25 protein-coding genes are annotated in these 24,801 nt (G+C 69.4%); 11 read left to right on the top strand and 14 right to left on the bottom strand.

Going from position 1 to position 24,801, the window contains the following annotated elements:
* Positions 1-135 precede the first annotated feature (135 nt).
* A complete protein-coding gene (locus tag ACTZWU_RS06345) occupies positions 136-900 on the bottom strand; it encodes a helix-turn-helix transcriptional regulator (RefSeq protein WP_444736522.1) in 765 nt (254 codons plus the stop codon).
* 182 nt (positions 901-1,082) lie between these two features.
* Here ACTZWU_RS06345 and ACTZWU_RS06340 point away from each other — a divergent pair, with 182 nt between their 5' ends.
* Positions 1,083-1,670 (top strand): (d)CMP kinase, encoded by a 588-nt coding sequence (locus tag ACTZWU_RS06340; RefSeq protein ID WP_444736521.1) that lies wholly within the window; start codon positions 1,083-1,085, stop codon positions 1,668-1,670.
* A gap of 73 nt (positions 1,671-1,743) precedes the next feature.
* On the opposite strand, the gene ade is transcribed toward ACTZWU_RS06340, so the two are convergent.
* The 3 genes from ade to hisB form a co-directional block, all read right to left on the bottom strand.
* Positions 1,744-3,438 (bottom strand): adenine deaminase, encoded by a 1,695-nt coding sequence (gene ade, locus ACTZWU_RS06335; protein ID WP_444736520.1) that lies wholly within the window; start codon positions 3,436-3,438, stop codon positions 1,744-1,746.
* A gap of 118 nt (positions 3,439-3,556) precedes the next feature.
* On the bottom strand, positions 3,557-4,186 hold the full coding sequence (hisH, locus tag ACTZWU_RS06330) for an imidazole glycerol phosphate synthase subunit HisH (RefSeq protein WP_444736519.1): 630 nt from the start codon (positions 4,184-4,186) through the stop codon (positions 3,557-3,559).
* Positions 4,186-4,773, bottom strand: a complete 588-nt coding sequence (hisB, locus tag ACTZWU_RS06325) for an imidazoleglycerol-phosphate dehydratase HisB (protein ID WP_444736518.1) — start codon at positions 4,771-4,773, stop codon at positions 4,186-4,188. Before hisB ends, hisH begins: the two co-directional genes overlap by 1 nt.
* Before the next feature lie 187 nt (positions 4,774-4,960).
* Here hisB and ACTZWU_RS06320 point away from each other — a divergent pair, with 187 nt between their 5' ends.
* The 3 genes from ACTZWU_RS06320 to zapA all read left to right on the top strand — a co-directional run bounded on the left by ACTZWU_RS06320 (position 4,961) and on the right by zapA (position 7,604).
* Positions 4,961-6,709 (top strand): BCCT family transporter, encoded by a 1,749-nt coding sequence (locus tag ACTZWU_RS06320; protein ID WP_444736517.1) that lies wholly within the window; start codon positions 4,961-4,963, stop codon positions 6,707-6,709.
* Positions 6,710-6,817: 108 nt separating this feature from the next.
* Positions 6,818-7,240 carry a hypothetical protein gene (locus tag ACTZWU_RS06315; protein WP_444736516.1) on the top strand — a complete coding sequence of 141 codons (423 nt, stop codon included), beginning with the start codon at positions 6,818-6,820 and terminating at the stop codon, positions 7,238-7,240.
* Position 7,241: 1 nt separating this feature from the next.
* Entirely contained in the window at positions 7,242-7,604 is a 363-nt protein-coding gene (gene zapA / locus ACTZWU_RS06310; protein WP_444736515.1) for a cell division protein ZapA, read from the top strand.
* Here the strand turns inward: zapA and ACTZWU_RS06305 are convergent.
* Positions 7,601-8,374, bottom strand: a complete 774-nt coding sequence (locus ACTZWU_RS06305; RefSeq protein ID WP_444736514.1) for an alpha/beta fold hydrolase — start codon at positions 8,372-8,374, stop codon at positions 7,601-7,603. The genes zapA and ACTZWU_RS06305 overlap by 4 nt on opposite strands.
* Here ACTZWU_RS06305 and ACTZWU_RS06300 point away from each other — a divergent pair.
* Both ACTZWU_RS06300 and ACTZWU_RS06295 read left to right on the top strand, forming a co-directional pair.
* Positions 8,360-8,827: a hypothetical protein gene (locus ACTZWU_RS06300; protein WP_444736513.1), complete on the top strand. Its 468-nt coding sequence runs from the start codon at positions 8,360-8,362 to the stop codon at positions 8,825-8,827. The two genes, ACTZWU_RS06305 and ACTZWU_RS06300, sit on opposite strands and share 15 nt — an antisense overlap.
* Positions 8,828-8,929: 102 nt before the next feature.
* On the top strand, positions 8,930-10,123 hold the full coding sequence (locus ACTZWU_RS06295) for an MFS transporter (RefSeq protein ID WP_444736512.1): 1,194 nt from the start codon (positions 8,930-8,932) through the stop codon (positions 10,121-10,123).
* On the opposite strand, the gene ACTZWU_RS06290 is transcribed toward ACTZWU_RS06295, so the two are convergent.
* Positions 10,041-10,799 carry a DUF599 domain-containing protein gene (locus ACTZWU_RS06290; protein ID WP_444736511.1) on the bottom strand — a complete coding sequence of 253 codons (759 nt, stop codon included), beginning with the start codon at positions 10,797-10,799 and terminating at the stop codon, positions 10,041-10,043. The genes ACTZWU_RS06295 and ACTZWU_RS06290 overlap by 83 nt on opposite strands.
* Positions 10,800-10,909: 110 nt before the next feature.
* On the opposite strand from ACTZWU_RS06290, the gene ACTZWU_RS06285 reads away from it, so the two are divergent.
* The 4 genes from ACTZWU_RS06285 to ACTZWU_RS06270 all read left to right on the top strand — a co-directional run bounded on the left by ACTZWU_RS06285 (position 10,910) and on the right by ACTZWU_RS06270 (position 15,278).
* Positions 10,910-12,370 carry an FAD-linked oxidase C-terminal domain-containing protein gene (locus tag ACTZWU_RS06285; protein WP_444736510.1) on the top strand — a complete coding sequence of 487 codons (1,461 nt, stop codon included), beginning with the start codon at positions 10,910-10,912 and terminating at the stop codon, positions 12,368-12,370.
* Positions 12,360-13,403, top strand: a complete 1,044-nt coding sequence (locus ACTZWU_RS06280) for an FAD-binding protein (protein WP_444736509.1) — start codon at positions 12,360-12,362, stop codon at positions 13,401-13,403. Before ACTZWU_RS06285 ends, ACTZWU_RS06280 begins: the two co-directional genes overlap by 11 nt.
* On the top strand, positions 13,403-14,701 hold the full coding sequence (gene glcF, locus ACTZWU_RS06275) for a glycolate oxidase subunit GlcF (RefSeq protein ID WP_444736508.1): 1,299 nt from the start codon (positions 13,403-13,405) through the stop codon (positions 14,699-14,701). The genes ACTZWU_RS06280 and glcF overlap by 1 nt, the downstream gene beginning before the upstream one ends.
* Before the next feature lie 124 nt (positions 14,702-14,825).
* On the top strand, positions 14,826-15,278 hold the full coding sequence (locus tag ACTZWU_RS06270) for an Hsp20 family protein (protein WP_444736507.1): 453 nt from the start codon (positions 14,826-14,828) through the stop codon (positions 15,276-15,278).
* Positions 15,279-15,448: 170 nt separating this feature from the next.
* Here the strand turns inward: ACTZWU_RS06270 and cysW are convergent, their stop codons facing one another.
* From cysW to ACTZWU_RS06245, 5 genes are all read right to left on the bottom strand, one after another.
* Positions 15,449-16,264: a sulfate ABC transporter permease subunit CysW gene (gene cysW, locus ACTZWU_RS06265; RefSeq protein ID WP_444736506.1), complete on the bottom strand. Its 816-nt coding sequence runs from the start codon at positions 16,262-16,264 to the stop codon at positions 15,449-15,451.
* Positions 16,261-17,109, bottom strand: coding sequence for a sulfate ABC transporter permease subunit CysT (gene cysT / locus ACTZWU_RS06260; RefSeq protein WP_444736505.1), 849 nt, complete (start codon positions 17,107-17,109; stop codon positions 16,261-16,263). The genes cysW and cysT overlap by 4 nt, the downstream gene beginning before the upstream one ends.
* Complete coding sequence (locus ACTZWU_RS06255; protein WP_444736504.1) at positions 17,106-18,098, bottom strand: sulfate ABC transporter substrate-binding protein; 993 nt, start codon at positions 18,096-18,098, stop codon at positions 17,106-17,108. Before ACTZWU_RS06255 ends, cysT begins: the two co-directional genes overlap by 4 nt.
* Positions 18,095-19,192 carry a sulfate/molybdate ABC transporter ATP-binding protein gene (locus ACTZWU_RS06250; RefSeq protein WP_444736503.1) on the bottom strand — a complete coding sequence of 366 codons (1,098 nt, stop codon included), beginning with the start codon at positions 19,190-19,192 and terminating at the stop codon, positions 18,095-18,097. The genes ACTZWU_RS06255 and ACTZWU_RS06250 overlap by 4 nt, the downstream gene beginning before the upstream one ends.
* 240 nt (positions 19,193-19,432) lie before the next feature.
* On the bottom strand, positions 19,433-20,092 hold the full coding sequence (locus ACTZWU_RS06245) for a DUF3047 domain-containing protein (protein WP_444736502.1): 660 nt from the start codon (positions 20,090-20,092) through the stop codon (positions 19,433-19,435).
* Between the two features lie 98 nt (positions 20,093-20,190).
* Here ACTZWU_RS06245 and ACTZWU_RS06240 point away from each other — a divergent pair, with 98 nt between their 5' ends.
* Entirely contained in the window at positions 20,191-21,291 is a 1,101-nt protein-coding gene (locus ACTZWU_RS06240) for an FAD-dependent oxidoreductase (protein WP_444736501.1), read from the top strand.
* Here the strand turns inward: ACTZWU_RS06240 and ACTZWU_RS06235 are convergent.
* From ACTZWU_RS06235 to ACTZWU_RS06225, 3 genes are read right to left on the bottom strand one after another with little or no spacing between them, the layout of a single operon-like run.
* The gene (locus tag ACTZWU_RS06235) at positions 21,288-21,923 is read right to left on the bottom strand and encodes an ATP-binding cassette domain-containing protein (protein ID WP_444736500.1); all 636 of its coding nucleotides are present in this window, start codon (positions 21,921-21,923) and stop codon (positions 21,288-21,290) included. The genes ACTZWU_RS06240 and ACTZWU_RS06235 overlap by 4 nt on opposite strands.
* On the bottom strand, positions 21,920-23,602 hold the full coding sequence (locus tag ACTZWU_RS06230) for an ABC transporter permease (protein ID WP_444736499.1): 1,683 nt from the start codon (positions 23,600-23,602) through the stop codon (positions 21,920-21,922). The genes ACTZWU_RS06235 and ACTZWU_RS06230 overlap by 4 nt, the downstream gene beginning before the upstream one ends.
* The gene (locus tag ACTZWU_RS06225) at positions 23,599-24,798 is read right to left on the bottom strand and encodes an ABC transporter substrate-binding protein (protein ID WP_444736498.1); all 1,200 of its coding nucleotides are present in this window, start codon (positions 24,796-24,798) and stop codon (positions 23,599-23,601) included. Before ACTZWU_RS06225 ends, ACTZWU_RS06230 begins: the two co-directional genes overlap by 4 nt.
* Between the last annotated feature and the right edge of the window lie 3 nt (positions 24,799-24,801).

The raw sequence follows: 24,801 nt of genomic DNA, 5'->3' as shown, positions 1-24,801 counted from the left end.
AGGCAACACCGCAAGGCGGGGCTCGGGTTCCTGGCACTTGCGTGCCACCTCTCACGGAACAGCCAAGATGTGCCGGTGCGCCGCGTGCATGAAAAGTCGGGGAAACCCCACCTCTGGCGCGGATCAGGGGCGCGGTCAGGTCAAGGGCTGGCTGTGCATCACGCGCGGGAACAGTTCATGCGCGACATGGGCGCGCAGGATGGCCTGCGCGGTGGTCTGTGCGCCAAGCGCCTCGCGGGCCAGGCGCATGTGCTTTTCGACCGTGGCCGGGGTCACGCCGATGATCGTGGCGATCTCGCCCACGGTCTTGCCGGCCGAGCGCCATTCCAGCACCTCGCGCTGGCGTGGGGTCAGCAGCGGCTGGCCGCTGTTGCGCGGGATCGTGGCCAGCCGCAGATGCGCGACCCGGCAGATCAGGACCGCCTCGCGCCCCCGTTCACGCCAGAGCGCGTCCAGTTCCTCGGGGGTGGCGCCAAGGCGCGGGTTCAACAGGACCGCGCCCGTCCAGCGCATGACCTGGCCGCGCAGGCTGACGACCTGGACGGCCCCGAGCCCGTGATGGCGCGCGATCTCGAACTCCGGGGGGCGAGACGCGCCGACGGCTTCAATCGTCCGGCGCAGGTCCCGGAACGAGATCGTGCCATCGTTCCGATCAACCCATTCCGCCCATTGCGGGGTGCGACCGGCGCGCGGGCGCAGCATCTCCTGCTGCATGGTTTTGGGGATGTTGGTGATGAGCACGTCCTGATGATGCCGCGACTGGCTGGGCAGGGCGGCGAGAAAGCGTGCGGTGTAGAACGCGTTCTCGAATCCCTGACCTTTCATCGCGTCGAGAAAGAACCCGCGGAGCGTGTCGATATCCGGCGCGCGGGCGATTTTTTGAAGGTGGTCGATGGGCATGAAATCTCGATTTCAATTATATCTTTCGCAATAAATTCATTGGTAATCGGGAAGCGGGACATGCCAAGCGGAAACTTGGGGCGCGATGAAGAAAATCCCCGGGGATTGCTGGACGCTGGCCGTGCCGTCATGGCAATGATGCGGGCGCAGCAACAGCGGATCGCGGGCGGGGGCCGACGGACATGCCATTCACAATCGCCATCGACGGGCCTGCGGCCTCGGGGAAAGGCACGATCGCGCGGGCGATCGCGCGGCATTTCGGCTTTCACCATCTGGATACGGGTCTGCTTTACCGCGCGACCGGCGCCATCGGCGGCGATCCTGTCCAGGCCGCGCGCGCCCTGCGCCCGGCCGATATGGAGCGCGGCGATCTGCGCAGCGCCGAGGCCGGGCAGGCCGCGAGCCGCGTCGCCGCCATTCCCGAAGTGCGCGAGGCGCTGGTCGATTTCCAGCGCCGCTTCGCCATCCAGGAGCCGGGCGCGGTGCTGGATGGACGTGACATCGGCACGGTGATCTGCCCCGGTGCCGCGCTGAAGCTCTATGTCATTGCCTCGGACGAGGTGCGCGCGGCGCGGCGCGCGGCCGAGCTGGGCGCCGACCCCGCGCGGATTCTGGTCGAACTGCGCGAGCGCGATGCCCGCGACAGCGCCCGCGCGACGGCGCCCCTGCGACCTGCCGAGGATGCCGTGATGCTGGATACGAGCGCGCTGAGCATCGAGGATGCCGTCGCGTGCGCCATTGCCGAGGTCGCGCGGGTCCGAGCCGGGTAAGGGGGCTGCCGCCCCCTCCTGGCCGTGCCGGCCAGTTCACCCCCGCGGATATTTTCGTGAAGAAGAAGGGGTTTCAGGGGGCGATGATCTCGAATCGGATCACGTCGACCATGCCGCGATCGGTGATCTTGAGCGCGGGGATGACCGGCAGGGCCAGGAAGGCCAGTTGTAGGAAGGGTTCCTCGAGTGTGGTGCCGAGGCTGCTTGCGGCGGCGCGCAGGGCGATGAGGTTCCTGTGGACCGCCTCGAACGGGCCCAGGCTCATCAGGCCTGCCACGGGCAAGGGCAGTTCCGCGAGAATTCGGCCGCCCTGGGCCACGACGAAGCCGCCCTCGATCTGGGTCAGGCGGTTCGCGGCCAGCGCCATGTCTGCGTAATCGGTGCCGACCACCGCGATATTGTGGTGGTCGTGACAGACGGTCGAGGCGATGGCGCCGCGTTCCAGCCCGAAGCCGCGCACGAATCCGGTGGCGATGTTGCCGTTCTTGCCGTGCCGCTCGATCACGGCGATGCGGCAAAGGTCGCGGGCCGGGTCGGGGCGCTTGTCGCCATCCTCGGGCGGGATGTCGATACTCAGGTGTTCGGTGATGATCTTGCCCTCGATGATGCCGATCACCGGGGTCTGGACGCGGTTGCCGGTGGCGCGGAAATCCTGCGGCGCCAGCCGGGGCGCGCGGACCGAGGCGCGGGCGATGGGCTCAAGCGCCGGGCGGGTGGCGAAGGCCGCGTCATCGACCACGCGCCCGCCCGCAAGGACAAGCCGCGCCCGGCAGGTCGTCAGATCGTCCAGCGCCACGATGTCAGCGCGCAGGCCCGGCGCGATCAGGCCGCGATCCTTCAGCCCGAACGCCTCGGCCGCCGACAGCGAGGCCGCGCGATAGGCGGCCAGCGGTGGCGTGCCAAGCGCGATCAGGCGGCGGATCATGTGGTCCAGATGCCCCTGTTCGGCGATGTCCAGCGGGTTGCGGTCATCCGTGCAGAGGCAGAGATAGGGGCTGGTCGTCTCGGTCAGGATCGGGGCCAGCGCGTCCAGATCCTTGCTGACCGAGCCTTCGCGGATCAGCACGCGCATGCCCTTGCGCAGCTTTTCCAGCGCCTCGGCGGCGGTGGTGGCCTCGTGTTCGGTGCGGATGCCCGCGGCGATATAGGCGTTCAGGTCCAGCCCGGTCAGCTGCGGGCAATGGCCGTCGATATGGCCGCCCTGAAACAGGCGCAGCTTGGCCATCGCGGCGGGGTCGCGGTGGATCACGCCGGGATAGTTCATGAATTCGGCCAGGCCGATGGACGAGGGGTGGCCCATGACCTGCGCCAGATCGGCGGCCTCGATCCGGGCGCCCGCGGTCTCCATCTCGGTCGAGGGCACGCAGGAGGAAAGCTGCACCCGCAGGTCCATCAGCAGGCATTCGGACGCCTTCTGGAACCAGCGGATGCCGTCGAGGCCCGCGACATTGGCGATCTCGTGCGGGTCGCAGATCGCGGTGGTGACGCCGCGCGGCGTCACGCAGCGGTCGAATTCATGCGGCGTGATCAGGCTGCTTTCGACATGCAGATGCGTGTCGATGAAGCCGGGCACCAGCGTCAGCCCCGTCACGTCGATGATGCGCGCGCCGTCATATTCGCCGATCCCCGCGATGCGGTCGCCTGCAATGGCGACGTCGCCTTGCACCATCGTGCCGGTGATCAGGTCAAAGACCTGCCCGCCGCGCAGGACGATATCGGCGGGCGCGTCCCCGCGAGCGATGGCGATGCGGCGTTCAAGCGGGTCCATGGGCACCTCTGGGTTGTCTGGGACAGGAAAGCCTGCGCGCGGGCCGGCGTCCAGAGGCGCGGCGCCGCGGGCGGGCGCGTTTCGCGCCCTTGGCCCGGAACTGCCCGCCGGATATGCGTCAGGGATTCCAGCGCAGGAAGTTGGCGATCAGGCGCAGGCCGACGGTCTGAGATTTCTCGGGGTGGAACTGGGTGCCCACGATGTTGTCGCGCCCCACCACCGCCGTCACCGGTCCGCCGTAATCGACATGGGCCAAGAGATGCGCGGGGTCCGCCACCTGGAACTGCCAGGAATGCACGAAATAGGCGTGATCGCCCGTCGCGATGCCCTCCAGCACCGGATGGGGGTGGTCGATGACCAGATCGTTCCAGCCCATATGCGGCACCTTGAGGCCGGGGGCGCCGATGGCGCGGATCTCGCCTGCGATCCAGTTCAGGCCGGGGGTCTCGCGGTATTCGTGCCCCGTTGTGGCCAGCATCTGCATGCCGACGCAGATCCCCATGAAGGGCACGCCGCGCGTCAGGACCGCGTCGCGGATCGCCTCGGCCATGCCGTCCACCTCGCCCAGGGCCGCGCGGCAGGCGGGGAAGGCCCCGTCGCCGGGCAGCACGATGCGGTCGGCGCGGGCGGCCACCTCGGGGTCGGAGGTCACGATCACCTCGGCGCCCGCGTCGCAGCCCATCAGCTGGAACGCCTTTTCGGCCGAATGCAGGTTGCCGCTGTCGTAATCGACCAGCGCGACCCGCATCACAGCGCCCCCTTGGTCGAGGGCAGCACGCCCGCCATGCGGGGGTCGGGCTCGACCGCTTCGCGCAGCGCGCGGGCCACGGCCTTGAAGGCGGCCTCTGCGATATGGTGGCTGTTCAGGCCGTGGATGCGGTCCACATGCAGCGTGATGCCGCCATGCGTTGACAGCGCCTGGAAGAACTCGCGCACCAGTTCGGTGTCGAACGTCCCGATCTTTTCCGACGGGAAATCGACGTTCCAGACCAGATAGGGCCGCGCCGACAAGTCCAGCGCCGCCCGCACCAGCGAATCGTCCATCGCCAGCAGGAAATTCCCGTAGCGGCGGATGCCCTTCTTGTCGGCCAATGCCGCGACCAGCGCCTGGCCGATGGCGATGCCGGTATCCTCGACCGTGTGGTGGTCGTCGATATGCAGATCGCCCTTGGCGCGGATGGTCATGTCGATCAGCGAATGCCGTGACAGCTGGTCCAGCATGTGGTCGAAGAAGCCCACGCCCGTCTGGTTGTCGTAGATCCCGGTGCCGTCAAGGTTCAGCGTCACCTCGATCTGGGTCTCGGATGTGGTACGGGTGATCGTGGCCTTGCGCATGGGGTGTCCTTGTCTCGCCTGCGGGCCTTATAGGCCCAGCCCGGCCCCGCGCCAAGACGGGGTGTTCCGACCCAAACGGGGAACCGTCGGGGGCCGGGCGGCATTTTGTTCCCGGATCAATGGTTAATTCTGCGTGAGCATCGCGGCACTTCGCCCCGGAACACGCGTATCCAACGAAAGGGACAGGATGTCTGACACGAAAAACGACCCCGGAGGACGGCGCGGCCATCGCGGCCAGCCCGGAGACCGCCAGCGCGAGGCCGAGGCCCTTGCCGGGCGCCACAAGCCCGCCCCGGAACCGGCGCCCGAGCCCGCGGTGGAACCGCTGCCCGAACCCGAAGGCCCCACCGCCATCATCGAGACCGATTACACGATCGGTCAGGACAATATCGAGGGCAAGGGCGCGGTCCCTTTCGACATCCACAACCCCGTTTTCGGCATCTCGGCGCTGGCGGTCGTGGCCTTCACGGCGGTCACGCTGCTGTTTCCCGACCAGATGGAGCCGTTCTTCAGCGGATTGCGCGACACGCTGACCTCGCGGATGGACTGGTTCTTCCTGTTGGCGGGCAATGTCTTCGTGCTGCTGTGCCTGGCGCTGATCGTGTCGCCTCTGGGCTCGGTCCGGCTGGGCGGTCCGGATTCGACGCCCGATTTCAGCCTGTCTGGCTGGTTTGCGATGCTCTTTGCGGCAGGCATGGGAATCGGGCTGATGTTCTACGGCGTCAGCGAACCCCTGGGCCACTTCGAGGCCGCCCTGGCCGGCCCCGCGCTGGAGGGCGGCGCGCGCGTGGACTGGGCACCGCTTGGCGGGGCTGCGGGCGACGCGGCCGCGGCGGAACGGCTGGGCATGGCCGCGACGATCTTTCACTGGGGTCTGCACCCTTGGGCGATCTATGCGGTCGTCGCGCTGGCGCTGGCGCTGTTTGCCTATAACAAGGGCCTGCCGCTGACGCTGCGATCCGTCTTTTACCCGATCCTCGGGGAACGGATCTGGGGCTGGCCGGGCCATGTCATCGACATCCTTGCCGTGCTGGCGACGATCTTCGGGCTGGCGACATCGCTCGGCCTCGGGGCCGAACAGGCGACGGCTGGGCTGGCCTACCTGTTCGGCGCGGCCAATGACGACTGGATGCGCGTCGGGCTGATCGTGGCGATCACGCTGGTCGCGGGCGTCTCTGTCGTGATGGGCGTCGAAAAAGGCGTCAAGCGCCTGTCCGAGGCGAACATGGTCCTGGCCCTGATCCTGCTGGTCTTCGTCATCGTGATCGGGCCGACGGTGGCGATCCTCGGCGGGTTCTTCCGCAATCTGGGCGCCTATGCGGCCGAGCTTGTGCCCCTGTCCAACCCGTTCGGGCGCGACGACGACAATTTCCGGCAGGGCTGGACGGCCTTCTACTGGGCATGGTGGATCAGCTGGTCGCCCTTTGTCGGCATGTTCATCGCGCGCGTCTCGCGCGGGCGGACGGTGCGGCAATTGCTGACGGCCGTGCTGATCGTGCCCTCGCTGATCTCGGTCCTATGGATGACGGCGCTTGGCGGCACGGCGATCTCGCTGACGCAGGACGGCTTTGCGGGCATCCTCGACGCGCCTCTGGAATTGCAGCTGTTCGAGATGCTGGGCCAGCTGCCGCTGGCCGCGATCACCTCTGTCGTGGGGATCGTGCTGGTGCTCGTGTTCTTCATCACCTCGTCGGATTCGGGCTCGCTGGTGATCGACACGATCGCGGCGGGGGGCAAGGTGAACGCCCCCGTCCCGCAGCGCATCTTCTGGGTGGGCATCGAGGGCGCGGTGGCCATCGCACTTCTGCTGGGCGGCGGTCTGGTCGCGTTGCAGGCGATGGCGGTTTCGACCGGGCTGCCCTTTACGCTGGTGCTTCTGGGCGCCTGCTATGCGGTGGTCAGCGGCCTTCGGGCCGAGCGGCGCGAATTGTCGTGAACACGGGCAGGGCGGGCGGGGATGGACCTGCCCGCCCTGCCCATGCTTGTCTTGTCCCGTCGCCTCATGCGACAACCGGGCCATAGCAGATACGGGACCGATGCCGCCATGACCGAAATCTCAGCCAGCGAACGCAGGCTTTCCGCCGCGCTCGACCGCATCGACCAGCTTCTCGAGGCCGGGACGGCGCGGCCCCGTGCGGGCGACGATCCAAGCCTTGGGCAGCTTGAGACGGCCCTATCCGAGACCGAGGCCCGCCTGCGCGAGGCGCAGGACGGTGCCGCGCGGCTGTCTGCGGCCAATGACGAGCTGGCGGCGGCGAACCGCCTGCTGATCGAGGCGGCCGAGACCGGCGGCGTCACCCGCGACGAGGCGCTCGAGGCGCTGCAGGCCGAGATCACCGCCCTGCGCGCCGCCCGCGAGGCCGAGATCGCGCAGATGGCCGAGATCATGGCCGAACTGGGGCGCCTGCTGCCCGCCGACACCGTCCCTGTTACCGCCGACATGCCCAACCCCGACAAGGAAAGCTGACATGGCCGAGGTCGAATTCACCATCGGACACAAGGAATACCGCGTCGGCTCTGCCGATGGCGAAGAGGCGCTTCTGGCCCGCGCCGCCCAGATCCTGGACGGAGAGGCGCAGCAGATCCTGTCGCAGGCCGGGCGCGTGCCCGAACCGCGCCTGCTGCTGCTGGCGGGGCTGATGCTGGCCGACCGCCATGCCGCGCTTGAGGAAAAGCTGGAAAAGGCCGAACGCCAGATCGCGCGGCTTCAGGCCAACCCGCCCCGCGTCGAGGTGCCGGTCGTCCCCGCCGATCTGCGCGAGGCGATGGCCGAACTGGCCGCCCGCGCGGAATCGCTGGCCGAACGTCTGGCCGAACAGCAGGGCGCCTAGCCCGCGCCCAGAAACGCGGCCAGCGTCTCGGCTACGGCTTCGGGCGCGTCGGCATGCAGCCAATGGCCCGCATCCTTGATCGTGACGACGCGCGCCTGCGGGAAGTGGGCGCGCAAGGCGGCCTCGCCCTCGCGGGTGACGTAATCGGACCGCGCGCCCCGGATCGCCAGGACCGGCCCGTCGAAACTGGCCTGCGGAACGCCCTCGGGCCAGCCCACGATGCCCGGCATATGCGCCCGCAGCGCCGCGAGGTTCAGCCGCCAGCCCGGCGGCTGGCGCGACAGGTCGAGGCTTTGCAGCAGAAAGGCGCGGGTGCCGCGATCCTCGATCCGGTCGGCCAGCGCGCGATCGGCCTGTCCGCGCCGCTCGATCCCGGTCAGGTCCAGACCTTCCATCGCGTCGATGTTCGGGGTCTGGTCATGGCCGTAAGCCACCGGCGCGATGTCCATGACGACCAGCTTGCGCACCAGTTCGGGCCGCTTCAGCGCCAGCACCATCGCCGCCTTGCCGCCCATCGAATGCCCGACCAGATCGGCGCACCCGCCCAAAGCCTCGATCATCTCGGCCAGATCGGCGGCCAGCGCGGTGTAGGAGGCGTCCGGATCATGCGGGCTTTCGCCGTGATTGCGCAGATCGACGCTGACCACGCGGCGGCCCTCGGCCAGCCGGCGCGCCTGTGCGCCAAGGTTGCGGGCCTGGCCGAACAGGCCGTGGACCAGAAGGACGGGCAGGCCGGCATCATCCCCGGCAGTGACATGATTCAGCTTCATTCCGACAGGTTAGAGCGTCTGGCGCGCCGCCGCCATCCCGTCTATCGTGCCGCCATGAGCAACGCGCCCCATTCGTTCGAGGATATCCGCCGGATGGCCGATGACGTGGCCGACCTGATGGTCTCGCGGCTGGGCGGCGGCGCGCGCGGTGAAAGACCCACGCTCGAGCAGATGATGCAGCGGCGCGGCGGCGCGCTGCCCGGGCGGCTGCGCCGTCAGGGCTGGCGCCTGGCGCGGGCCGACCGGCTGGCGTGCCAGCCCCGCATCGCGCGGCAGTTGCCGCTGGCGGCGCTGGCGCGCGACCATGCCGCCCTGTCGGCGCATCTGCGCCCCTTGGGCGAGTTGTCGCGCGTGCAGGGCCGGGTTCTGGGCCTGACCGCGAAACTGGTTCTGGCGCTGCTTCTGATCGGGGCAGGCGCGGTCTGGCTGATGGTGCAGCGCGGCCACATCTGAGGCATTGCACGCCGTGCAAGGTCCGGCCCGCCGCGCGGCCCCTTGCCCTTGGCCGTCCAAGCTGGTGTGAGGGCGGGAAAGCCCCCGCAGAAGGACCAGCCCATGACCGACACCCCCAGCCGCGATCTGCGCCCCGCCATTCTGGCGCTGGCGCTTGGCGCATTCGCCATCGGCACGTCCGAGTTCTCGGCGATGGGGCTGCTGCCCTTCTTTGCGGGCGATCTGGGTCTCAGCGAATCGCAGGCGGGGCATGTGATCAGCGCCTATGCGATCGGGGTCGTGGTGGGGGCGCCGATCACCTCGATGATGGGTGCAAAACTGCCGCGCAGGCGCTTTCTGGCGGCGCTGATGGCGTTCTATGGGGTGATGAACCTTGCCGCCGCCGTGATGCCGGGCTTTGCCTCGCTGACGGGGGCGCGGTTTCTGGCCGGCCTGCCGCATGGCGGTTTTCTGGGCGTCGCGATGCTTTATGCCGCCGATGCGCTGCCCTTGGGCCAGAGGGCGCGGGGCGCGGCGCAGGTGATCCTGGGGCTGACGGTGGCCAACATCGTCGGCGTGCCGCTGGCGGGCTGGATGGGGCAGGTGATCGGCTGGCGTTGGGGCTTTGCGATGCCCGGCGCGATCGCGCTGGCCTCGGCCTGGGCGATCCTGCGGCTGGCGCCGCGTGTCGGCGGCAACCCCCATGCGCGGCCCTGGGACGAACTGGCCGCCCTGTCCAATCCGCGCGTCCTCTGGACGCTGGCGGTGGGGGCGATCGGCTTCGGGGGGCTGTTCTCGGTCTATGCGTTCATGACGGCCGCGATCCTGGCGACGACCGAGGCGCCGCCCTATGTGATCCCGCTGACGCTGGCGGTCTTCGGCATCGGCGGCACGCTGGGGACATGGGCGGCCGGGCGCTACACCGAATGGCTGGGCACCGACCGGGCCGCTTACCTCAGCCTGGCGGCGATGGCGGTGACGCAGGGCTTCGCCGCGCTGGTCGTGGGAAGCTGGCCGCTGATGGTCGTCTCGTCCTTCCTGATCGCGGCGGGGGCGGGGCTTGTGATCCCGCTTCAGACCCGCCTGATGGAGGTCGCGGGCCGCGCCCAGAACATGGCCGCCGCGATGAACCACGCGGCCTTCAACGCGGCCAATGCGCTTGGGCCGTTCCTTGGCGGGCTGGCGCTGGCGGCGGGCTGGGGCTGGCGCGCGCCGGGTGTCGTCGGCATCGCGCTTACGGCTGCGGGCGCTCTGGTGCTGACACTTGCGCGGCGGCAGGAGCGGAAAGCTCGGGCGCGGGCAGCGACCTCAGGATGACCTGCCGCGAGGTCGAGGCGAATTCCCGCCGCCACGTCACGAAGACGACGACCGCCGTGCCCGCCATCAGCCCCCAGGGTCCGGCCAGCCAGGTCAGCGAGCCAAGCGCGAAATAGACGCTGCGAAGCCCGGCATTGAAGTTGCGCGCCGCCGTGATGTTCAGGTCCGCCGCCTGCATCGCGCGGTCCAGCGCCACCGGATCGTCGGGCCGGTTCGGCACCGAGGCCATCGCCACCGCGCAATAGCCGAACAGACGGTGCGCCCAGACGAACTTCAGGAAGGCGTTCACCACGAAGAACATCGTGACCAGAAGGCGCATCTCGTAGCCGGTGCCCGCGACGGATTCGATCTCGAATTCGCGCACGATGCCGCGCAGCCTTTCGCCATTGCCGATCAGCGCCAGCAGGCCGCCCGTGGCGATCATGCAGGCGCTGGCGAAGAACGCCGTCCCCTCGCGCAGGCTGGCCAGAATGTTGCCGTCAAAGATGCGGTTGTCGCGGCCCACGAATTGCCGCATCCACTCGCGCCGGAACCGCGTCATCAGCACCGAGACCGAGGGCCGCCCCGCAGGCGGGCTTTCCGTCAGCCAGCCGATGCCGATCCAGGCCGCGAAAAGCAGCGTCACCGCGATCAGGTCGGGCAAAGCCAGGCGGCTGTCCAAAAACGACTGAAACATCATCTGTTCGTTCTATGCGGCAAGCCTGCCGCTTGAAAAGGGGCCATGGCTGGCACTAACCTTGCGACGGCGCGCCTGCCTGCCGGTGCGGCACGCCGCGAGGAGGAACCATGATCCAGCTACCCCAGCCAGATCCCGGCGTGCTGTCGCGCCGTGCGGCGATCATCGCCGCGCTGAACGACGCGCTGCCCGGCGCGGTGATCGATGATCCCGCCGAGACGCGCGCCTATGAATGCGACGCGCTGACGGCCTATCGCTGCTCGCCTCTGGCCGTGGTGCTGCCGCGTTCGACCGAAGAGGTGTCGCGCCTGATGCGGCTCTGTCACGACCTGCGCGTGCCGGTGGTGCCGCGCGGGGCGGGGACCAGCCTTGCGGGTGGCTCGATGCCGACCGAGGATGCGGTGGTGATCGGCCTTGCCCGCATGACCGAGGTTCTGGAAATCGCCCCCGAGGATCGCATGATCCGCGTGCAGGCCGGGCGCACCAATCTGGCCGTGTCGGGCGCGGTGGATCATCTGGGCTTCTTCTACGCGCCCGATCCCTCCAGCCAGCTGGCCTGTGCGATCGGCGGCAATATCGCGATGAACTCGGGCGGCGCGCATTGCCTGAAATACGGGGTCACGACGAACAACCTTCTGGGCGTCACGCTGGTCCTGATGGACGGCTCGGTCGTCGAACTGGGCGGCCCGATGGGCGAGGCGCCGGGGCTGGACCTTCTGGGCGTCGTCTGCGGATCGGAAGGCCAGCTTGGCATCGTGACCGAGGCCAGCCTGCGTATCCTGCCCAAGCCCGCCGGGGCGCGCCCGGTCCTCGTGGCCTTCGACGCGACCGAAACGGCGGGGGCCTGCGTCGCCGCGATCATCCGCGCGGGCGTCCTGCCGGTGGCCATCGAGTTCATGGACCGCCCCTGCATCCTGGCGACCGAGGCCCATTCAGGCGCGGGCTATCCCGATTGCGAGGCGCTGCTGATCGTCGAGGTCGAGGGCACGCCCACCGAAATCGACGAGCAACTGGCGTTGATCCGCGACATCGCCCTGCGCTTCGATCCGATCGAATTCCGCGAAAGCCGTTCCGAGGACGAGGCGCGGCGCATCTGGCTGGGCCGCAAATCCGCCTTCGGCGCGATGGGCAGCCTGGGCGATTACATCTGCCTTGACGGCACGATCCCCGTGAACGCGCTGCCGCAGGTTCTGGCAGGCATCACCGACCTGTCGCGCCGCTATGGGTTGGCTGTGTCGAACGTCTTTCATGCGGGCGACGGCAACATGCATCCGCTGATCATCTTCGACGCCAACACGCCCGGCGATCTGGACCGGGCCGAGGCTTTGGGCGCCGAGATCCTGCGCCTCTGCGTGGAAATGGGCGGCTGCCTGACCGGCGAACACGGCGTCGGCATCGAAAAGCGCGACCTGATGCATGTGCAATTCTCAGCCCCCGACCTCGAGGCGCAGATGCGTGTCAAGGATGCCTTCGACGCGCATTGGCTGCTGAACGCGGCCAAGGTCTTTCCGCTGGACGCCTCGGCCCCGCGCCGGGAACGCCGCCTGAACAGGCCCGCCGATGCGGCCTGAGTCCGAGGCCGACCTGGCCCAGATCATCCGCGAGGCGCGCGCGCCCCTGTCGATCACCGGCGGCGCCACCCGCCGCTGGCCGGGCGAGGGCGCGGCCGCGCCCCTCGACACGACGGGGCTCACGGGCGTCACGCTCTACGAACCCGAGGCGCTGACCCTGACCGTCCGCGCCGGAACGCCCCTTGTCGTCGTGCAGGACACGCTGCGCGCCGAGGGGCAGATGCTGGGCTTCGAACCTTCGGGCGCGCCCGGCTCGACCATCGGCGGGGTGGCCGCGACCAATGCCGCCGGTCCCCGCCGCCTGCAGCTGGGCGCGGCACGCGACGCGCTTCTGGGCATCCGCATGATCGACGGCGAGGGCAACATCATCCGCAATGGCGGGCGGGTGATGAAGAACGTGACCGGCTACGATCTGGTCAAGCTGATGGCGGGCAGCCGGGGACGGCTGGGCGTGCTGACCGAGCTGACCTTTCGCACGGCGCCGATCCCGCCCGTCCGCATCACGCTGAGCCTGCCCGATCTGGATGCGCCCGTCGCGATCCCGGCCCTGGCGCTGGCGCTTGGCGGCGCGTGGGACGTGTCAGGCGCGGCCTGGCTGCCCGATCGGGGCGCACTATTGCGGCTAGAGGGGCTGGCAGGCTCGGTCGCCGAACGCGCGGCTTCGCTGACCGAACGCCTCGGCGCTTACGGCCGCGTCATCCGAACCGAGGACGACCCGTGGCCGCTTCTTCTTCACTCAAATATCCACGATCCCGCCCTCGACACCTGGCGCATCCTCTGCCGCCCGTCCGAAGCCCCTTCGATCCTGGCCCGCCTGCCGCAGCCCCTGTCGCTGGATTGGGGTGGCGCGCTGATTCATGTCGCGCTGCCTGCTGGCATCACGCCCGATCTGCCGCGCTTCATGGGCCATGCGCGCCGCATCACGGGCGCAGCGCCCGGGCTGATCCCGGCCACCGATCCGGTGACGCAGCGGCTGAATACCGACCTTCGCGCGCGTTTCGACCCTCGCGGCATCTTCGAGGGATGTGACTGATGCAAACCCATTTCACGCCCGAGCAACTGACCGATCCGCTGGTCGCGCGCTCGAACATGATCCTGCGGACCTGTGTGCATTGCGGTTTCTGCACCGCGACCTGCCCGACCTATCAGGTGCTTGGCGACGAACTCGACAGCCCGCGCGGCCGCATCTACCTGATCAAGGACATGCTGGAATCGGGCCGTCCGGCCGATGAACGAACGGTCAAGCATATCGACCGCTGCCTCGGCTGCCTCAGCTGCATGACGACCTGCCCCTCGGGCGTGCATTACGCGCATCTTCTGGAACATGCGCGCGAGCATATCGAGGCCACCTATCGCCGCCCCTGGCGCGAACGCGTGCTGCGCCGGGTGCTGAAGCTGGTTCTGCCCCATCCGGGCCGCTTCCGACTGGCGCTGCTGGGCGCCCGCATCGCGCGGCCTTTCGCGGCGCTGATGCCTGACCGCCGCCTGCGCGCCATGATCTCGATGGCGCCGAAGGAGATCCCCCCCGTCAGCCGCAACGATGACGGCCAGACTTTCCCCGCCATCGGGCCGCGCAGGGCGCGTGTGGTGCTGATGATCGGCTGCGCGCAGCGGGCGCTGAACACCGACATCAACGATGCGACGATCCGTCTGCTGCGCCGGGCGGGCTGCGATGTGGTGATCCCGCAATCATTCGGCTGCTGCGGCGCGCTGACCCTGCATATGGGTGACGAGGCCGACGGCAAGGCCCGCGCCCGCGACAGCATCGCCCGCCTGCTGGCCGCCGAGGCCGAAGGCCCCGTCGATGCGGTCATCATCAACACCTCGGGCTGCGGCACCACGCTCAAGGATTACGGACATCTGTTTGCAGGCGACCCGCTGGAGGCCGAGGCGCGGCGCGTCTCGGCCCTGTCGCGCGACGTGACCGAGTTTCTGGACGGGCTGGGTCTGCCCGAGGCACGGACGACCGAGGGGCAGGGGATGCGCGTGGCCTATCACTCGGCCTGTTCGCTTCAGCACGGCCAGAAGATCCGCAGCGCGCCCAAGGATCTGCTGACCCGCGCAGGGTTCCAGGTGGCCGAGCCTGCGAATGCGCATCTCTGCTGCGGCTCGGCGGGGACCTACAACATCCTGCAACCCGAGCTGTCGCAGGAGCTCAAGGCGCGCAAGGTCGCCTCGCTTCAGGCGGTCGCGCCGCAGGTGATCGCGGCGGGCAATATCGGCTGCATGATGCAGATCGGCAGCGGCACGGACCTGCCCGTGGTGCATACGGTCGAGCTGCTGGACTGGGCCACGGGCGGGCCGAGGCCCCGCGCGCTGGCGCCCGCCTGAGGGCTCTTGAAGCCGCCTTTTGCGCGCCTAGATCAAGAATGGCGGTGGCCATGACGGCACCGTCCTTTCCGCCCGCCCGGTTGCCGGGGGGCAAAGATCGCATCGCTTGAAGAAGGATGAGACCATGCGCAATCTGGACCTGACGCCGCTTTACCGTGCCTCGGTCGGCTTCGACCGGCTGGCCGATATGATGGACCGCGCCCTGACGGCAGACGTCGCGGCGCCGACCTATCCCCCCTACAATATCGAGAAAACCGGCGAGAACAGCTACCGCATCTCGATCGCCGTGGCGGGCTTTTCCGCTGACGACCTGAATGTCGAGATGCGCGATGGCGCCGTGATCGTCTCGGCCCGCAAGGCCGACGATGACGAGGGCCGCACCTATCTGCATCGCGGAATCGCCACCCGCGCCTTCGAGCGCCGCTTTACGCTTGCCGATCACGTGCGGGTCAAGGGTGCGAGCCACGTGGACGGAATGCTGCATATCGATCTGCTGCGCGAAGTGCCCGAGGCGCTGAAACCCCGCCGCATCGAGATCGCCAAGAGCGGCAGGGCCGTGAAGCAGCTGGACGCGTAAGGCTGACGGCCGTGCCTGCCGATCGCGGGCAGGGGGGCGCTGCCCCCCATCCGGCCTTGCCGGATTCCCCCCGGGATATTTGAACCAAGGCAAAGGGCAGGCGCCCGGAGGGGCCTTGGCCCCGACTGCCTTCGCGGCCCCTCGATGGGGCCGGGGAGGCAAGTCCCCCGCTACTGCGCGCGGCGGGCCTCGAGAAGCGACTTCACCACCAGCGCGACCAGCGCGATCAGGGTCAGGACCGAGGCCGCGGCGAAGGCGCCGACCGCGTTCAGATCGTTGAACAGAAGTTCGACATGCAGGGGCAGCGTGTTGGTCTGGCCGCGGATATTGCCCGACACGACCGAGACGCCGCCGAATTCGCCCACCGCGCGCGCCGTGCAGAGGACCGCGCCGTAAAGCAGCGCCCATTTGATGTTCGGCAGCGTCACCCGGCGAAAGACCTGCCACCCCGAGGCGCCGAGCGTCACCGCCGCCTGTTCCTGTTCGGTCCCCTGCGCCTGCATCAGCGGCAGCACCTCGCGTGCGACGAAGGGTGCGGTGACGAACATCGTCACCAGCACGATCCCCGGCAGCGCGAACATCACCTGAAGCTCGTTGGCCTGTAGCCACGGCCCCAGCAGCCCCTGACGTCCGTAGAGCAGCAGGTAGCAGATGCCAGCGATGATGGGCGAGATCGAGAAGGGGATCTCGATCATCGTGACAAGGATTCCGCGTCCGGGGAAGCGGTGCTTGGCCACCGCCCAGGCGGCGGCGATCCCGAAGGCGACGTTCAGCGGCACCACGATCAGCGCCACGATGCTGGTCAGCCAGATCGCGTGCAGTGTCATCGGGTCCAGGATGTTGGATGCATAGACCTGCCATCCCTGACCGAAGGCGCGCGCGAAGATATAGGCCAGCGGTGCGGCGACGACGAGGATCGTCAGGATCGCTGCGATGGCCACCAGCGCCTTGGCGCCGGGGCTGGCGGGGCGGGTGGCGGCGCTCATTTCAGGGCCTCGCGGTGGCGGGCTGCCCAGTTCTGCAGCAGGTTCGAGGCGACCAGCAGGATCAGCGCGAAGCCCAGCAGCACCAGAGCGATGGCGGCCGCGCCGTTATAGTCGAACTCCTCCAGCCGGATATAGGCCAGCAGCGCTGCGATCTCGGTCTGGAAGGGCAGGTTGCCCGCGATGAAGACGATAGCGCCGAATTCGCCGAGCGAACGGGCAAAGGCCGTCGTGCACCCGGCCAGCCATGCGGGCAGGATCGCGGGAAAGACCACGCGGGCAAAGATCTGCCAGGGCCGCGCGCCAAGCGTTTCGGCGGCGGCTTCCAGCGACTGGTCCAGATCCTCGAGCACCGGTTGGACCGTGCGGACCACGAAGGGGACCGAGGTGAAGGCCATGGCCAGTGCGATGCCCCAGATCGTGTAGACGACCGGGATGCCTGCCGGGTGCAGGACCTGCCCGAACCAGCCATTGGCCGAGAAGAGCGCCGTAAGTGACAGCCCCGCCACCGCCGTGGGCAGCGCGAAGGGCACGTCCATCAGCGCATCAAGGAGCCGCTTGCCCGGAAAGTCGTAGCGCGTCAGCACCCAGGCCATCAGAAGGCCGTAGATCGCATTGAAAACCGTGGCGATGGCCGCCGCGATCAGCGTGATGCGGAACGCCGCCACGGCCCGATCGCCGCTGACGATCGCCCAGAAGCGGGCGGGGCCGATCTCGGCCCCTTTCAGGATCAAGGCGGCGATCGGGATCAGCACGATCAGCACCAGATAGAGCAGCGTCGTGCCGAGGCTCAGCGTGAAGCCCGGCAGGACGCGTTTGGCGCGGATCGGGGCGGCGGCCGTGATCATTGATTGACGAAGACCTGATCGAGGATGCCGCCATCGGCCAGATGTTCGGCACGCACCGCGTCCCAGCCGCCGAAGATCTCATCGACCGTGACCAGTTCGACCTCGGGGACGCTGCCCGCGAATTCGGCCGCAACGGTTTCGTTGGTCAGGCGATAGTCGAAGTCGGCAAGGATGCGCTGCGCGTCAGCCGAATAGAGCCAGTCCAGATAGGCGGTCGCAACCTCGGCCGAGCCGTTGCGTTCGGCGTTCTGGGCCACCACCGCGACCGGAAAGGCCGCGAAGACGCTGATCGAGGGGGTCACGCGTTCAAAGCCCTGCGCCTCGTATTCCTGGGCGATCTGGGCGGTCTCGGCCTCGAAGGTCACCAGCACGTCGCCGATGCCGCGTTCGGCAAAGGTCTGGGTCGCGGCGCGCCCGCCCGTGTCGAAGACCGGCACGTTGGCAAAGATCTGGCGCACGAAGTCCTGCGTCGCCTCGTGATCGCCGCCATTCCGGGCCAGGCCGTAGGCATAGGCGGCCAGATAGGTGTAGCGCGCATTGCCGCTGGTCTTGGGGTTCGGAAAGACCGGGGCCACGTCCTCGCGGGCCAGGTCGTCCCAATCCTCGATGCCCTTCGGGTTGCCCTTGCGGACGAGGAAGGCCGGCAGCGAGTAATAGGGCGAGGCGCCGTTCGGCAGCGCGTCGCGCCATTCGGCGGGCACGAGGCCGCCCTCGGCCAGCACGTCGATATCGGTCTCCTGGTTGAAGGTCACGACATCGGCGGCCAGCCCTTCAAGGATGGCGCGGGCCTGACGGGACGAGCCGCCATGGCTCTGGTCGATGGTGACGGTGCGGCCCGTTTCCGCTTGCCAATGTTCGGCAAAGGCGGGGTTCAGCGCCTCGAACAATTCGCGGGCGATGTCGTAGCTGACATTCAGCAGGCGGTCCTGGGCTGCGGCGGGGGCGGCAAGGGTCAGGGCCAGCGCGGTGGCCAGAAGTGGCGTCTTCATCGGGCGATCTCTTTCGTGCGGTTTTCGGATTGGGGCGCGGGCGCGGCCTCGCGGCGGCTGGCGGGGAAAAGGGCGGCGGCCTCGATCCGCAGCGTTACCGCATCGCCCTGGTGCAGGGGTGCGGTGCCGCGGCGGGGCATCACGGCCTCGGCTTCGGGCAGGTCGGGATGGGACAGGGCGACGCGCAGCTCGGCCCCGGTCGAGACGACCTGTGCCACCCGCCAGGGGCTTGCGGCATCGGGCATGACGCGGATGTCGGCGGGGCGGGCGAACAGCGTGGCGGACCCGTCGGGCAGGGCGCGGCGGGGCAGGGCGGTCAGGTCAAGACCCACCCCAAGGGCGCGGCCCTGCGTCAGCGTGACCGGCAATTCCACGGTCGCGCCCATGAAGCGCGCGACAAAGGGTGTGGCGGGGTGGTCGTGGATCTCGTCGGCATGGCCGACCTGGGCGATGCGTCCCTCGCCCATGACCACAACGCGGTCGGCCAGTTCAAAGGCCTCTTCCTGATCGTGGGTGACGAAGATCGTCGTCGATCCGGTCGCCTCGTGAACCCCGCGCAGCCAGCGGCGCAGGTCGCGCCGGATCGCCGCGTCCAGCGCGCCGAAGGGTTCGTCCAGCAGCAGCAGGCGCGGCTGGATCGCCAGCGCCCGACCAAGGGCGACACGCTGGCGTTGCCCGCCTGATAGTTGCGCGGGATAGCGGTCGGCCAGATGCGAAATCTGCAGGAAGCCCAGCAATTCATCGACCTTGGCGGCGATGACGGCCTTGCCGGGGCGTTCGGCGCGCGGGCGCACGCTCAGGCCGAAGGCCAGATTGTCGCGCACGCTCATATGCGGGAACAGGGCGTAATGCTGAAAGACGAAGCCCACGCGCCGGTCGCGCGCGGCCAGTTGCAGCCAGTCGGCGCCGTTCACCTGCAAGGCCCCGGCATCGGGCCATTCCAGCCCGGCGATGATCTTTAGCAGCGTCGTCTTGCCGGACCCCGACGGCCCCAGCAGCGCGACCAGTTCGCCTGGCGCGATCTCAAGGTCGATGCCGCGCAGGACTTCGGTCTTCTGGAACCGCTTGGTCATCGCGCTGATGGTGATGGACATGGCGCCTCTCCGATGCTGTCCGGATGCAGCTAGAGCGGCCCCCGCGCGCGGACAAGGGCGCCGCCTTCGCGCGCGCAAGAGGGCGGGCGAATATCGGACCAACCGCGGGCGCGCGCGCCCGGTCAATGTTGTGGCAGGCGGGCGCGGTGTGGAACTAAGTTCCGCCATTCAGCCCATCAAAGGGCAGGTGTCCTTATTAAACCGCGCGAGCGACGGGGAACCGGAAAGTCATTCCGATCCTCAGCCCAGGGTCAGGTTGCTGATGCTGGCCCTCAGCCGGGTCGCGGTGTCATCGCTGTCGGCCGAGACGGCGACGCCCACCAGCGCCTCGGGCGCCTGCCCGAAGGCGCGGGCATGGTCGCGCCCCAGATCGGTCGTGACGCTGCCTTCGCCCGTTCCCGCCGGGCGCTGCACGATGGTGAAGCCGCGCCCGCGCATATAGGGGCTGGGCAGGATGGTGCCGGCGGCGTGATTGCCGCCCCAGACATGCATCACCACCCGCGCCGAGCGGTTCGACAACAGCCGCTGCGGGCTGGTGCCGGGGCGCAGCCTCTGGGCCGAGGCCGCGTCCATGAAGATGAAATACAGCGCGATGTTGCGGTCGTCGCCGCCTTTGCGCGACAGGTCGGTAGGCGGGACGCTTTCGCCGACGGCCCAGTTCCAGCGCGCCTGCCGCGCGCCGCGCAGCGAGGCGTCAAGCCCGCGATAGATCAGCGAGGAACTCTGGTCGGCCGCGATGCCCAGCCGCGTGCCCTCCAGCGCGTAGCGCGTCGCGGCAAGGCGCGGAAAGGTCAGCGCCTGCCAGCTTGCGTCAAAGGGCAGGGCGGCGGCCTGTGCGCGCGCGACCAGCGGCGCGGCCATCGCGGCGCCAAGGACGGCCAGGGCCATGCGTCGTTTCATCGGGTGCCTCCGTATCTGTCTTATGTTAGATACGCCCGCCAACCGCCTGCCGTGTCACCATCACGGCAAAGTGACGGGCCTCGTGAAAGGAAGACGACATGCGGACCATCCTGCTCGGCGGCGGCCATGCCCATATCGGCGTCCTGCGCCTCTGGGCCGAACGTCCGTCGCGCCGCCCCGGGGGGCCGGTCCTTCTGGCCGATCCGGGGCCGGGCGCGTGGTATAGCGGCATGCTGCCCGGCCATGTCGCGGGCCATTATCCGGCAGGCGCGCTGACGATCGACCTGCCGCGCCTGTGCGACCGGGCCGCCGTGACGCGGATCGAGGCCGCCGCCGACGCCGTCGATCCCGTGCGGCGGCGCATCAGGATCGGCGGCGCATGGCAGGATTTCGACCTTCTGTCGCTGGACATCGGCGTTCATGCCCGGATGGAGGCGCTGCCGGGCTTCGCGGATCACGCGCTGGCGGTCAAACCTCTGGGCGCCTTCGCTGCATCCTGGGCGCGGTGGCTGGCCGATGCGCCGCCCGCGCCGCGCGTGGCGGTGATCGGCGCGGGTCTGGGTGGGGCCGAGATCGCGCTGGCCATGGCGCACCGCCTTGGCCCCGCCGCGCACGTCACGGTGATCGAGGCAGGCGCCCGGCCTCTGCCGGGTCTTGGCGCGCGGGCGCGGGGGATGGTGCTGGCGGCGCTGGACCGGCGCGGCATCGCGGTCCTGACCGGCACCCCCGTCGCGCGGATCGAGGCAGGCGCCCTGCATCTGTCGGATGGCCGCGTCCACGGGGCCGATCTGATCGTGGGCGCGGCAGGCGCGCGGCCCCATGGCTGGCTGGAGGGGTCGGGCCTGACCGATGCACGCGGCTTCGTGCCGGTCGGCCCCACATTGCAGCATCCCGAATATCCGCATGTTCTGGCGGTGGGGGACTGCGCCGAGATGCTGGCCAGCCCCCGCCCCAAGGCGGGCGTTCATGCCGTTCGTCAGGGGCCTGTTCTGGCGCATAACCTCGCCGCGCTTGCCGCAGGCCGCGACTTGCGCGCCCACCATCCGCAGCGCGATTTCCTCAAGCTGGTTTCCCTGGGCGAGCGTCGGGCGATTGCGCTCTGGGGCGGGCTGGCGCTTGGCGGTGCGAGCGGCAGTGCGCTGTTGTGGCGGCTGAAGGACAGGATCGACCGGGGCTTCATGGCGCGCGGGCGCTGCTAGTCCAGCGCGACCACCGGCCCGCCCGCAGCCGCCGCGTCCTGCGGATCATGCGAGACCATCAGGACCGGCACCCCCCGCGCGGCGGCATGGTCGAAGACAAAGCGCCGGATCTCGTCGCGCAGGGCCATGTCCAGCTTGCCGAAAGGCTCGTCCAGCAGCAGCGCCTCGGGCGCGGCCAGCAAAGTCCGCATCAGCGCCGCGCGCGCCCTCTGGCCGCCGGACAGGGTGGCCGGATCGCGGGGGCCAAGGCCCGCCAGACCGGCCTCGGTCAGGGCCTCCTCGACCGCCTGCGCGCGGGCGGCACGGCCCCGGATGCGGGGATCCAGGCCAAAGGCCAGATTGCCCGCAAGGCTCAGATGCGGGAACAGCAGCGCGTCCTGGAACATCAGCCCGATGCGGCGGCGTTCGGGCGGCAGGCCGGTCAGGTCGCGCCCGTTCAGCGTGATCCGGCCCGACAGCGCGAAACCGGGCGCAAGGCTGCCGCCGATCGCGTCCAGCAGCGTCGATTTGCCGACCCCGGACGGCCCCATCACGGTCGTCACCGATCCGGGCGCCACGTCCAGCGTCAGGCCCCGGATCAGGGGGGCGCCGTCGGGGCGGGCGATGGTCACTTGCTCAAGGATCAGGCTCATCGAAAGGCTCCGGCAAGGGCGCGGCGGTCGCGGTGCCACCATGCGGGGATCACGAAGGCGCAGGCATAGGCGACAAGCGGCACCAGCGCCTGAAGGCTGGCATAGACGCCCGAGACGCGCCGGTCGGACCCCGATGCCAGCGTCACGGCCTCGGTCGTCAGGGTGGCCACGCGGCCCGCGCCCAGATACAGCGTCGGCAGGTATTGCGCCACCGACACGGCGATGCCGATGGCCCAGGCCGTCAGCAGGGGGCGCAGCAGGACGGGCAGGCGCACCGCGACCAGCCGCCGCCACGGCCCCGCGCCAAGCGCCGCCGCCGTCCGCATCAGGCGCGGGTCCACCGCCCGCCACGGCCCCGACAACGACAGAAGCACATAGGGAAAGACGAACAGCATCTGCCCCATGCCCACTGCCAGCAGATCGGCCTCAAGCCCCGCGCGCAGAAAGACGACGTTCAGCCCGTAGAGGAACCCGATCTGCGGCACCAGCAGCGGCAGCAGGATCAGCCATTCCGCCCGCAGCCGCGCGGGCGCGGCCTGAAGCCATGCGACAGCCAGCGCCAGCGACAGGCTGGCCGTCGCCCCCGCCAGCAGCACCGAGGTCGTCAGCGCCCGCCGCCAGCCCGGCGCGGCCATGGACCAGGCGTTCAGCGACCAGGTCTCGGGCAGGATCTGCGGAAAGGACCAGCGAAAGGCCAGCGACCAGATCGCCAGCGCGGCCATCGCCAGCAGCCCCGCCGCCATCAGCACAAGCCCGGCAATGGCGGCCAACCGCAACAGCGCGGCCGCCAGCCAGCCCGGCGCGCGGGCCGGACCGCGCCCGCCGCGTGCCAGCCAGACCGGCCCAAGGCGCGCGGCCAGACGCTCGGCCCCCCAGGCGGCGGCGATGACCGCGCCCGCCAGTCCCGCCTGAAGGATCGCCCCCGCGGATGCGGGCAGGATCATCGCCAGATCGGGGCTGGCGAACCAGCGCGTGACCGCGACCCCCAGAACCGGCGGATTGGCCGGGCCGAGAATGATCGCCATATCCACATTCGAGACCGAATAGACCAGCACCACCCAGAAGGGCAGGCGCAGCATCGGCCAGATCGCGGGCAGGATCAGCCGCAGCCAGACCGCCCCCGGCCCGTAGCCAAGCGCGCGCCCCATCGCCATGATCCGCGCCAGCGGCACCTGCCCAAGCGCGGCCAGGATCACCAGCATCAGGAAGGGGATCTCCTTGACCATCAGCCCGAGCATCAGCGCCATGCCCAAGGGGTCGTTGACGCTGGCAATGCCGGGCGGGCGCGTCCAGTCCATCAGCGGCGCCAAGGCCCGCGCGATCCAGCCCGAGGGCGCCAGCAAAAAGGCCATGCCGATGGCCAGCGCCGCATGCGGCACCGCCAGGAACGGCGCCAGCCAGCGCGCGGCCCGCGCCCCCGACAGCCGCCCCTGCAAGGCCAGCACCAGGGCCAGCGCGATCAGCAGCGACAGGATCGCGGCCCCCAGCCCGCTGACCAGCGACAGCCGGATGCTGCCGCCCAGACCGGGCAGGGCGAAAAGCTGACGCCAGGGGTCCAGCGACAGCGTTTCGCGGCCAAGGGCGGGCATGATGCCAAAGGCCGCCCGCCCGGTCTGCCACAGCCCAAGCGCGACCGGCGCGACCAGCGCGGCCAGGATCAGCGCGGGAACGGCCCTCATTGCGTGTAGCGGCGCGACCATTCCTCGGTCAGCAGGGTCATCCAGCTGGCATGGGGTTCAAGCAGCGTCGGGCCCAGATCCTCCAGCCGGGGCAGGGACTCGGCGGTGGGCAGGGCGTCGAAACGCGCCTGCGCCTCGCCGTCCAGACGGGCGGGATCAAGAACCGAGAACGAGCCCAGGACTGTGATGTCCTGCATATGCGCCTGCGCCTCGGGCGAGATCAGGAAATCGGCCACGACCTTGGCGCCCGCCTTGTTCGCCGCGTTGTAGGGGATCGCCACGAAGCTGACATTGCCGATCATTCCGCCCTCGGTCACGAAGACGCGGGCGGTGTCGGGCAGAAGCCCCTCGGCGATGGCGGCGGCGGTCGAGGCCGGGTCGAAGGACATCGCGATGTCGATCTCGCCATCGTTCAGCAATTGCTGCTGGATGCCCTGGTTTTCGGGCAGGGTGCGCCCCTCGCGCCAGAGGTTCGGGCGCAGCGCGTCATACCACGCCCACAGGGGCGCGGTGGTGGTCTCGAAGGCCTCGGGGGTGGCGGGTTCCTGCAGCAGCGCCGGGTCGGGCGCCAGTTCGACCAGCGCCTGTTTCAGGAAAGTCGCGCCCATGAAGTTCGACACGGCGGGATGCGTCATGCGGCCCGGATTGGCCTCGGCCCAGGTCACGAATTCGGCCATGCTGCGGGGCGGTTCGGGGGCGCGTTCGCTGTCATGGACGAAAACGAAGCGCGCCAGCCGCCAGGGGCTTTCCATCCCCTCGACCGGGACGGTGAAATCGACCGAGGCCGGCGCCTCGGGCGACAGGTCCACAAAGCGCGCATTGGGCAGGTCCGCCACAAAGGGGCCGTGCAGAAGGCCCTGTTCCTTCATCGCCAGAAAGTTCGGCCCGTTGATCCAGATCAGGTCCACGGCCCCGCCCTCATCCCGGCCCGCGGCTTTTTCGGACAGGACGCGGGTCACGGCCTCGGCGGTGTCCGACAGCTTGACCTGCGTGACGGTGACACCGTAACGCTCACTCGTCTGGGCGCTGACCCATTCGATGAAGGCGTTGGTGCGCGTATCCCCGGCCCAGGCGTGCCAGAACACGTTCTGGCCGCGCGCCTCGTCCAGAACGGCCTGCCAATCGGCGGTTTCGGCATGCAGAGGGGCGGCAAGGCCGAGGCCAAGGGCCAGGGCCAGCGTTCGGGCTGGGATCATCGG

It is taken from the genome of Paracoccus sp. NSM, from assembly GCF_052379855.1.
Taxonomy (GTDB): domain Bacteria; phylum Pseudomonadota; class Alphaproteobacteria; order Rhodobacterales; family Rhodobacteraceae; genus Paracoccus.
This window is presented reverse-complemented; position numbering and strand designations above follow the sequence as displayed.

Coding starts and splice junctions, on each gene's coding strand:
- ade (WP_444736520.1), bottom strand. CDS start 3,438: ATGGACCCGCTTGAACGCCGCATCGCCATCGCTCGCGGGGACGCGCCC.
- ACTZWU_RS06255 (WP_444736504.1), bottom strand. CDS start 18,098: ATGAAGACGCCACTTCTGGCCACCGCGCTGGCCCTGACCCTTGCCGCC.
- ACTZWU_RS06300 (WP_444736513.1), top strand. CDS start 8,360: ATGATTCAGCTTCATTCCGACAGGTTAGAGCGTCTGGCGCGCCGCCGC.
- ACTZWU_RS06250 (WP_444736503.1), bottom strand. CDS start 19,192: ATGTCCATCACCATCAGCGCGATGACCAAGCGGTTCCAGAAGACCGAA.
- ACTZWU_RS06340 (WP_444736521.1), top strand. CDS start 1,083: ATGCCATTCACAATCGCCATCGACGGGCCTGCGGCCTCGGGGAAAGGC.
- ACTZWU_RS06240 (WP_444736501.1), top strand. CDS start 20,191: ATGCGGACCATCCTGCTCGGCGGCGGCCATGCCCATATCGGCGTCCTG.
- ACTZWU_RS06230 (WP_444736499.1), bottom strand. CDS start 23,602: ATGAGGGCCGTTCCCGCGCTGATCCTGGCCGCGCTGGTCGCGCCGGTC.
- ACTZWU_RS06290 (WP_444736511.1), bottom strand. CDS start 10,799: ATGTTTCAGTCGTTTTTGGACAGCCGCCTGGCTTTGCCCGACCTGATC.
- ACTZWU_RS06285 (WP_444736510.1), top strand. CDS start 10,910: ATGATCCAGCTACCCCAGCCAGATCCCGGCGTGCTGTCGCGCCGTGCG.
- ACTZWU_RS06320 (WP_444736517.1), top strand. CDS start 4,961: ATGTCTGACACGAAAAACGACCCCGGAGGACGGCGCGGCCATCGCGGC.
- ACTZWU_RS06295 (WP_444736512.1), top strand. CDS start 8,930: ATGACCGACACCCCCAGCCGCGATCTGCGCCCCGCCATTCTGGCGCTG.
- cysT (WP_444736505.1), bottom strand. CDS start 17,109: ATGATCACGGCCGCCGCCCCGATCCGCGCCAAACGCGTCCTGCCGGGC.
- ACTZWU_RS06270 (WP_444736507.1), top strand. CDS start 14,826: ATGCGCAATCTGGACCTGACGCCGCTTTACCGTGCCTCGGTCGGCTTC.
- ACTZWU_RS06235 (WP_444736500.1), bottom strand. CDS start 21,923: ATGAGCCTGATCCTTGAGCAAGTGACCATCGCCCGCCCCGACGGCGCC.
- ACTZWU_RS06225 (WP_444736498.1), bottom strand. CDS start 24,798: ATGATCCCAGCCCGAACGCTGGCCCTGGCCCTTGGCCTCGGCCTTGCC.
- ACTZWU_RS06345 (WP_444736522.1), bottom strand. CDS start 900: ATGCCCATCGACCACCTTCAAAAAATCGCCCGCGCGCCGGATATCGAC.
- hisB (WP_444736518.1), bottom strand. CDS start 4,773: ATGCGCAAGGCCACGATCACCCGTACCACATCCGAGACCCAGATCGAG.
- hisH (WP_444736519.1), bottom strand. CDS start 4,186: ATGCGGGTCGCGCTGGTCGATTACGACAGCGGCAACCTGCATTCGGCC.
- ACTZWU_RS06245 (WP_444736502.1), bottom strand. CDS start 20,092: ATGAAACGACGCATGGCCCTGGCCGTCCTTGGCGCCGCGATGGCCGCG.
- cysW (WP_444736506.1), bottom strand. CDS start 16,264: ATGAGCGCCGCCACCCGCCCCGCCAGCCCCGGCGCCAAGGCGCTGGTG.
- ACTZWU_RS06305 (WP_444736514.1), bottom strand. CDS start 8,374: ATGAAGCTGAATCATGTCACTGCCGGGGATGATGCCGGCCTGCCCGTC.
- ACTZWU_RS06280 (WP_444736509.1), top strand. CDS start 12,360: ATGCGGCCTGAGTCCGAGGCCGACCTGGCCCAGATCATCCGCGAGGCG.
- ACTZWU_RS06315 (WP_444736516.1), top strand. CDS start 6,818: ATGACCGAAATCTCAGCCAGCGAACGCAGGCTTTCCGCCGCGCTCGAC.
- glcF (WP_444736508.1), top strand. CDS start 13,403: ATGCAAACCCATTTCACGCCCGAGCAACTGACCGATCCGCTGGTCGCG.
- zapA (WP_444736515.1), top strand. CDS start 7,242: ATGGCCGAGGTCGAATTCACCATCGGACACAAGGAATACCGCGTCGGC.